At 43.6% G+C, this 8,144-nt stretch carries 4 protein-coding genes; all 4 read right to left on the bottom strand.

From position 1 onward, the window contains the following. Positions 1-1,194: 1,194 nt before the first annotated feature. The 4 genes from B2X65_RS16665 to B2X65_RS16650 are packed head-to-tail and all read right to left on the bottom strand — an operon-like array spanning position 1,195 to position 7,952. Positions 1,195-1,659: a hypothetical protein gene (locus tag B2X65_RS16665; RefSeq protein ID WP_290614548.1), complete on the bottom strand. Its 465-nt coding sequence runs from the start codon at positions 1,657-1,659 to the stop codon at positions 1,195-1,197. Beyond that, positions 1,656-3,725, bottom strand: coding sequence for a hypothetical protein (locus B2X65_RS16660; RefSeq protein WP_290614546.1), 2,070 nt, complete (start codon positions 3,723-3,725; stop codon positions 1,656-1,658). Before B2X65_RS16660 ends, B2X65_RS16665 begins: the two co-directional genes overlap by 4 nt. Continuing rightward, the gene (locus B2X65_RS16655; RefSeq protein ID WP_290614544.1) at positions 3,722-6,484 is read right to left on the bottom strand and encodes a hypothetical protein; all 2,763 of its coding nucleotides are present in this window, start codon (positions 6,482-6,484) and stop codon (positions 3,722-3,724) included. The genes B2X65_RS16660 and B2X65_RS16655 overlap by 4 nt, the downstream gene beginning before the upstream one ends. Next, positions 6,474-7,952: a tyrosine-type recombinase/integrase gene (locus B2X65_RS16650; protein WP_290614542.1), complete on the bottom strand. Its 1,479-nt coding sequence runs from the start codon at positions 7,950-7,952 to the stop codon at positions 6,474-6,476. The genes B2X65_RS16655 and B2X65_RS16650 overlap by 11 nt, the downstream gene beginning before the upstream one ends. Between the last annotated feature and the right edge of the window lie 192 nt (positions 7,953-8,144).

Below are 8,144 nucleotides of genomic sequence, written 5' to 3'. Positions count from 1 at the left end.
TTGATTTTTGTAGAAGTTTGTTTAACCACATAAACCTCTTTGCCGTTATAAATATAACGGTAAAGATAGTATATTTCGCGACATTTGCAATGTTGTTTTCAACTTTCTCTTTTGCGCTTTTCTATTGCTTGTCACAGCCACGGAAGGTACTCGGATAGTCTTCTTATATAGGACCTGGTGGTAATAGTATCCGCAAAGCAATCGACCGTTTATGAACCATTGCCATCATCATGGCTAATCATGGTCAAAACAGCCGATAATCTGTAAAGAAACTTGTAAAGTTATCAATGTCACATTACTAGCAAGTCTCATCATCGTATAAAACATTCCCACTTTCGGCTATAATCTCGAAAGATATGGAGAGCCAGATGAGTAATATCAGTAACTTAGAAGATTATAGAAACCCCACCCTAAACACCGAAAACTCGAAAGTTACCAATACCCGCAAATATAAAGATGTTCGTGAACGTGAATACCTAACATCATAAGAGATTGAACGCATCAGCCAAGCTGCAAAGCCCGTTGGTCGTCACGGTCATCGCGATAGCACCATGATCATAACTTTGGAGATAAGATCATATGATTAATAAAACCTTGAACTCAGCCTGGTTTTTGCATCAATGCAGCTAAATTCAATTTAAGAGCAGTTAGCAATGTCCGCTTTTAAAGCAAAGTAGACCATTACCTTTTTATAAATGTATGGTCTTTAATAGCTGCTTTTCGCTCATTGCAGCCTTTGATATTAATGGCTGATTGCTGCAATTGATGGTCCTTGAGTGTGAAAGTTATGGCCTACAGAAATTGCAACCAGTGGTCAATTTAAAGTGAAACAGGTGGTAACTTAGGGTGTTCTTTTACAGCGGAGCGACCGAATGGTCGTTACGCTAAAGAGAATAATAGCCGTTGCGATGGTAACTATACTCGCCCCACGATTAACCAAAATGCTTTCCCAAATATGCCATCACGTTGGTTCTGGTCGTCTTCGCCCGATGCCGATGGCGCTTGGGGCGTCAGTTTCGCCTTTGGCACTGGCGCAGACGAATATTAATTCAACGTCTACGGAGCCAGTTTTTTGAGTGCAGGCCAGTAATTTTGGCCGCACAGCGGCATTTTGGCCCGGTGTGGTGTAGTACACCATGCAAGCCACCGCACCACACTACTATTAACAGCATGTATTATCTGTATTTGTAAATATTAACTGCGTTTCCCAAAGTTGATTTCTATGATCTCACCTGTTTCTTCATCTATTTTCTCACCATGCTTTTCAGCTAGTTGAGTCTTAAGAAGATCATTAAATCGATACATCTCTACCAAACGTGCCATCATGGCGCCTTCAATTTCTTTAACAGTCTTGGGCAAAGGCATTTGTGATTGTTCTGAGAGCTGCTGCAATTTGTTCTCAGCGGCCTTCAGTTTGACCTGTAACATGCTTATTTTTTCATCTTTTGACTTGTTCTCCAGTTCAGTATCCCGAACTTTTTGTGCTTTCAGGACTTCAGTCCTGATCTGTGAGTAGGATCCTTTCCTGAACAAAGAATGGTTTACTCCTGCCTGTTTAGCGACCGTATTCATGTTGATTTTTGCCGCAGGATTGGCAATCAGTTCGTTCAGAGCGTCTGTTAACAGCTCCTGGCCTGATTTTTTAATATCATGCGTCATGCTATAGCTCCCTTTACTTTCAGCGGTGTTTTGTCTGTAAGGATCACTTTTGCTGCGTTACTGGTATCCCGCCAGCTTTGTGCCAGCAGGGAATACTCTTGTTGCTGTTCTGCTGAGAGCTGGTTGTAAAACCCGAGTTTCTGATCTGCAAAGTTTTTCATTGCTTGCCAATGGACTCTTTGCTGCTCTGTCACCAGGTAACTGGGGCAATATACGCAGCCACTGGGCAGCCCGACATTTTTAAGCTTACAAGCAGGCCCGGCCGTACAATAGCCGTGAGGCAGACCGCGAATGTTAGTGAGATTTTCAGCTAAAAATATTTTATAGGCATCGAGACTTTTGAAGTGCAACTGTTTTACTATTCGCCCGGTATTTGAACCGTCAGCTGCCGTAACGTTAAAAATAAGATTTTTGGCGCCTTTATTAAGCCGTTTGCCGGCCTCACCGGTTAACGTACCTGCAGCAGCCTGCGTTGCAATGTTTTGTGCGATGTTGTTTACCAGTAGCGCCTCGAAATCTTCAAACAGGCCAATCATTTCATCCGGGCTTTCATAGCCACGCGCTGCATAAACCATGGTCATTGAACTGGCCAGGTGTTTAAACTGGTGTTTAATATCGTCTAATTCGCCGAGCCTGTTTGCAATAATAAACCAGGCGAAATTGTGGCGCAGCATGTGCGGTGTAATATGAAATATCTCCCCCTCAACGTACTTTTCGCCAATATTGTAGCCCCTGACAGACTTAGCGTTGCACCCTAACGATTCCAGCTGATCGAGATCTTGTGTGCTGAGCGCGTACTCAAACCTGTGTAGTGAGAACTTTGGCTCTTTACCGTCAGAATTTGCTGCCTGGCTGGACGTTCTGGTACCCAGATTGACGTCAGAGAACTTAATAGAAGTCAGATTATCGACAACACCGAATAACAGCTTGGCATGTAAGCCATGCCTGAGCTGATGCTCAAATGCAGCTGTGAGCTTGATCTGAGGGTTTTCCAGGATGGCACTGGCACGTTGATGCATGGCTTTGACGTAACGCTCCAGCATTGCGATAGCATGATAGGTATCCTGATTTGCAACCCATTTCATGGTTGTTTTTGTGTCGTCTGTTTTAGTGAGTACGGCTTCAACATAATATTTGCCATCGTGCTGGCTTGCGCAGCCGAGAGTACAGGACAGAGCCTCTTCTTTACGCATACCGGTATACGCCAGGATGTACAGTAATACATGCAATTTGAGATTGTTAAGCACCCTGAACCCCTCTCTTAAGGGAGCAACTAACTGGTTAAGATGGGGCTTTTTATTAACGATTGCAGATGCGTAGCTATGTTGGATACCGGTATCTGTTGTATTGCGAATAGCATCGACATAATTGTGGTTTGCAGCCTGCCATTGCCCGATAATGTTGTTGGCTTCAGCAAATTTAATTTCACACTCGCCGATGACCTTTTGCAACAAAGCAGATGGCACTATTGGGTAGGATCTTGGTTTTTCTTCTCTTGCAGTTGTAATATTGAATTTTGCCAGTTCCTCGCTGAATATGGCGAGGCTATCTGCTGTAAACAGGCCATAATTTAAGTTTTCTGCAAAAAACTTGTGATTGAAAGTCATTTTTTTGTCAGCAAGCCCAAGCTTATCTTTAAGCAACTTTATGAAATAATTGCGCTTTATCAGAGCAGGCAGCGAGTTGAAACTGGCTATTGAATCAATATTATATGCTTGTATAAGTTCGCCAAATTTAATTAATGGCGCAATTTGCTGACAGGCGGAGGAAAACTTGATACCATTACCGCCTTCAAACAGGCCAGTATAGTTTGCCAGTAAGAAAGCAGACTTGACTTCAAATTTAATCGCGCCGGAGAGTGTTGTAAAATTGACGGATCTGTTGGGATCTCGCCACACATCATCGCTAAAAGTCATTTCGCCATGTCTGGCTGAATTAACACTTGCTGTTTTATACACCACCACGGCCTTAAACCGGTGATAGTCAACTTCACTAAAAGGTTTAATCTTCAGTAAGCCAGTGTCATCAGATTCCGAGATATGCTCAATTAAATCTATAAGCTTCATCGTGCTACTCCTATGTCTGCATAGAACGCCCAGTCATCGTGGCAGCCTCGACTATCTAATAAGGCGATGCCATTTTGTACGGCAGTAGTGCTGATTTCCCTAAGCTCGGCAAGCATTGTTTCAATGCGTTTATTTAATACATCAACATAGGCTGCCTGATCGGTATTACTCTCGTAATCACTAATACCTCGCGCCATCTCAGCGACAATGTAACGTTGATAGGACAACAAACGCCAAACATGTTCTTTATCAGCAACCAGCCGGAAATGCTGGCAAAACAGGCAGGCGTTAAAATCACCACATTGCGAGCTGGTTGTATCTGAAGCCCTGTTAAGTCGCTGCTGTTGTTTTGCATAGGCTGCGGCTTCAGCATCGTTGCCAGTTGACGCGCATCGCCCCGATGGTGTTTGTCTGGTGTTGGCGGGTATGTCGGTAACGATAACAATTTTGTCTGATATAGGTCTGCCTGAAAAATAATCGGACATTATTTGGGTCGCTGAGGCAATAGTTTCTTCTGATTTGATGCCATCGTCACGCAGGTAAACATCCATAAAAACTTTCAGCGAATGCTGTCCGGCCTGGTGGTACTGATGGAATTTTTTTGCATATGTTTTATAGACATAATTAAGGCCACCTTTACGAATGCGTTGTACACTGAAAGCTATTTTGCATTCGAATCGGCGCAGAACCTCGTTTAACAATTTACTGAACGTTGTATGGGTTAAACTCAGAACTTTATCGCGCTTATCAGGATATAAAGCCAGTCTGTACCTGAGCTTGCTGTCTGCAGGCAGCCTGGCACGTAACGCAGAGGACATTTTGTCCCGAATGTATTCAAGATCAGTCAGGGCATTTGTGACCGCTGCCCCAAACACTAACCCTTCCTGCGTAATGCTTTCGTCAGTTAATTCAAATTCATAAAATTGCGTGGTATAGCCGCCGCGCTTTTTGAAAAGCCGGACAAAGTGCGTCGATTTTCCGGTGAGTGGCGCATCCAGTTGCAGAATGTCATCAATCTCGAGCATTAACAGTGGCGCCAGGTTCCAGCCCGTTTTAATTAAAATTCGCCCTAAACGCAGCAGTAACTCATCCTTTGCCGATAAATCGGGATGCATTAGCCCTAGCTCTATTGCGTAGGCAATAGCTGCGACTTGCTCTTTGCTGTAGTAATCTGTTGCTTTGTTTTTCGTGTCGTTAGCCGCTCTTTTTTTGCCTGACACGGTATAAGAGTGCACATTAGCTAATTTATAATGTGCGCAGAACAATCCAAACGCTGACTGGATACCCCTTGCACTGCCTAATGTCAGCCTATCATCTTTGAATTTGTCGTTTAACACACTGCGGATGCGTTTGATGATGCGACAGTTATTCAATTCTAACGCCGCTAAGCCAAGATCAGCCAGCATCAGATGGTCATTGTTATCCAACAGGTCCAGATGGCTGGTGAAAATAGCTTTGACCATGCTGACTTGACCGAATACCGTTTCTTTTGAGCGCTGGTCGCCATCAATTCTTTGCAGTTCGTACTGGGCGTAATCGTAAATAGCTTGGGCCAGGGCTGGGTATTTCGCTGCTAATGGATCCAAAATGATTAGGCGGGACTGATCATCGCCGGAGTCACAGTCGATATTTATGGCTAAATTAACTAAGTCGGTAAGCTGGTAGTTACTGCCATGCAGTTGATTATGCATGTAACATATTTCGCCAATGCTGCTATTTATCCGCTCGTCGTCAATGCTGTGCACTTGTCTGAGTAATGCTTGATCATGGCAGAAAAAAGCCGTAACACCCTGGCGGTGAAGCTGCTGCAGGTTAGTTAAACTGTCTCTGTGGTCGAACATTGCACTAGCGAGCTTGGTTAACCGGGTAATGGTGCTTATTGCCGCTTTTTGTCCCTTACTCTGGTATACGTTGTTTACATAGGATTGGCATTGCTCAAACCATTTGGCAGAGAGTTGATGGATCCAATGAGCGCCTTTCGATTCAGCTCCGGCTTTTAAGGAGTAATTCGTTTTTCCAGCAAATTTTCTCTCCGGGCCGTGTAAAGCAGGGTTGTGAACACTACGAATTTTTTTGAATCTGCTTTGATTCTGTACCGGGATTTTGGCTAATAGCAGCTGGAAAATATCGTCGTCATCAAGCGCGTCAGTAATGGTTTTATGATGAAGCTGCTGAACAATAATGGGCTCATTTCTGGCTTCAGCTAACACTTTTAACAGCAGACTGATGCCACCATTGTATTTATTGTAACCGTTGGGTAGTTGCAGTATGTTCTCAATGATTTTTTTGCCATCCACTACCCAGTTTGCCGGGTAGCATAACAGTTGAGAAATATCGATTGTTCTGTCAGTTAGGGCTGCCACTGCACGTGATGGCGGCCATAAGTTTTGCTCATCGAAAAACGTTTTAGCCAAATGCATTAATGATGATAAAACAGAACCACCGCGCCTGGTATGTACCTGCTTAAGTTCAACCAGGAACAACTCCTGCTCAATATTTGCCCAATCCAGCTGATTACTCAATATGTTAAACCCCTCAGTTATAAATTTATTAAAATAGGGTAAGGGTTCGGCATTATTAGTGAGCTCGATATAAGCGTGCAGATCTTTCAGGCGTTCTGCTGTTACATCATGCCCTGCACAGTCTCTCTGGGCATCCGGTTTACAAGCTTTTATTAAAATAGTTTCTACGTCGGCACTAAGGGTAGTGGAGTGCGCTTTAAAGCTGTCTATTAATTCCAGACTGCGCCTAGGAATCATCTGCGGCTCCGGCGTTGTTCACCCTTGCCAGTACTTCCTGGTAAATGTCGACCACCCAGGGTTCCATTGCGCCATGTTTGCCCATGCGGCCTTCCAGGGCAAAATCAATGTAACTTTGAGTTGTTTCGTATGTTTCATGTGACATTAGCAGTATGAGTTTAGCTTTGATATCATTCGGGGAGTACCCTTTCTTAATTAAAGCAATTGCCCAGTACGTTGCAAAGGTGGCTCTTAAATCGTGAAAGGTTCTCTCAAGGTTTGGTAGTCCTCGCCGTTTTAGCTCGGCCCGAACTTTTTGAATTGAGTTGGAGACACTAGCTTCACTCATTCTATGACCATCCCTGTTGATAAAGAGGGGTAAAGGATGCTTTAGGTTATTTATGCCAAACTCAGCTTCATGCATGCTCTGTCGTTCAAGATGGACACTGTCTTGCGTATAGTGCCATAGCATAGCCATAAGCTTGGGAGAAATTCGCAAATTGTCAGCTTTACTGAATTTACGTAGTAATGATAGTGAAAAGCTAAGCCTGTTGCTGGCGGGGTTGATGACTTCATCCCGGTTAAGTTGCACTACCTCATTTGCGCGTAAGCCAGCAAAGAGTGCGCACTTGAGGAACAGGCCATAGGTGCGATGAGCATATACATCTGTTTTCATCATTAACTGTAATTCATCGGCTGTGTATGCAAGCAGTTGCTGTTTGGGTTTGGCCTCTTTCTGAATAGCGCTTTTAGGGAGTGTCAGATTGCTTATATAGTTTTTAAGAGCACGAGAATGAGCGGGCTGAACACCAGGCATTGAAAACAATGACTCAGCATCGTCCTGTCGTCGCACCTTGATTGCTTTTAGCTTATGTGAGAACGGCAGTGCGTTAACTTCTCCTCTCCTAAAACTCCAAAGGTAAAATACCCTGACGTTCTGGAGTATTCTAACGCCTGATTTATATGCTAACAATTGTCCTTTTACAAGCGCTGTCAGGTGTTGTTGGAATCGCCAAACTGGCAACAGGGTTTCAGCTTCCATTATGCTATAGGGATCAAAATCTCTGGGGACAGCCATGATCTCTTCGTAACTCACATTCTGCTTAATCATCCAATCCAGAAAATGACGGATATCTTTAGCTATCCGCAAGATAGTCTTTATATCGAGTTCACGACCTTTTTTCGCACCCAGGTGTCCCTTGCTCCAAACGTACTCATCATTATCGGTGTGTGGATTTCTTTTCAATGAAAAAGCACCCGTTTTCCGATCGATTAGGAAAAGATTAAATTCCAGACTTTCTATCAGCCGATCAGGACAGCTTATCAGCGGAAAATCATCGTAAATATTGTCACTGTGGTACTGCAGATCTCTCAACTTAAAGTCGCCATTTAACGCTTCGCTAATGTTGTTATCGCTATCTCTTACAAAATATGGCAGGTTACCAATATTCAGTCTGGTATTCATAATCAATGAAGTTGAGCGGGACATATGAGCTCCAACAATTTAAGGTTAAGGGTATCATAAATAATTAAATAGTCAAGAATGGGGTTCTGGTATCAATTTAAGAATGGGGTAACCGCGGTGACCTCCGGTTTAACCTATATTGTGGAGCGCTTTAAAAATTTTGAAGGCAGCACCACCATTAATCTGAACGGCGTGGTTCGAAGTCGGTTAGCATCT

Origin of the sequence: Arsukibacterium sp. UBA3155 (genome assembly GCA_002364615.1) — a bacterium.
Lineage (GTDB): Bacteria > Pseudomonadota > Gammaproteobacteria > Enterobacterales > Alteromonadaceae > Alishewanella.
The sequence above is the reverse complement of the archived record's forward strand: the minus strand, read 5'-3'. Positions and strand labels throughout refer to the sequence as shown.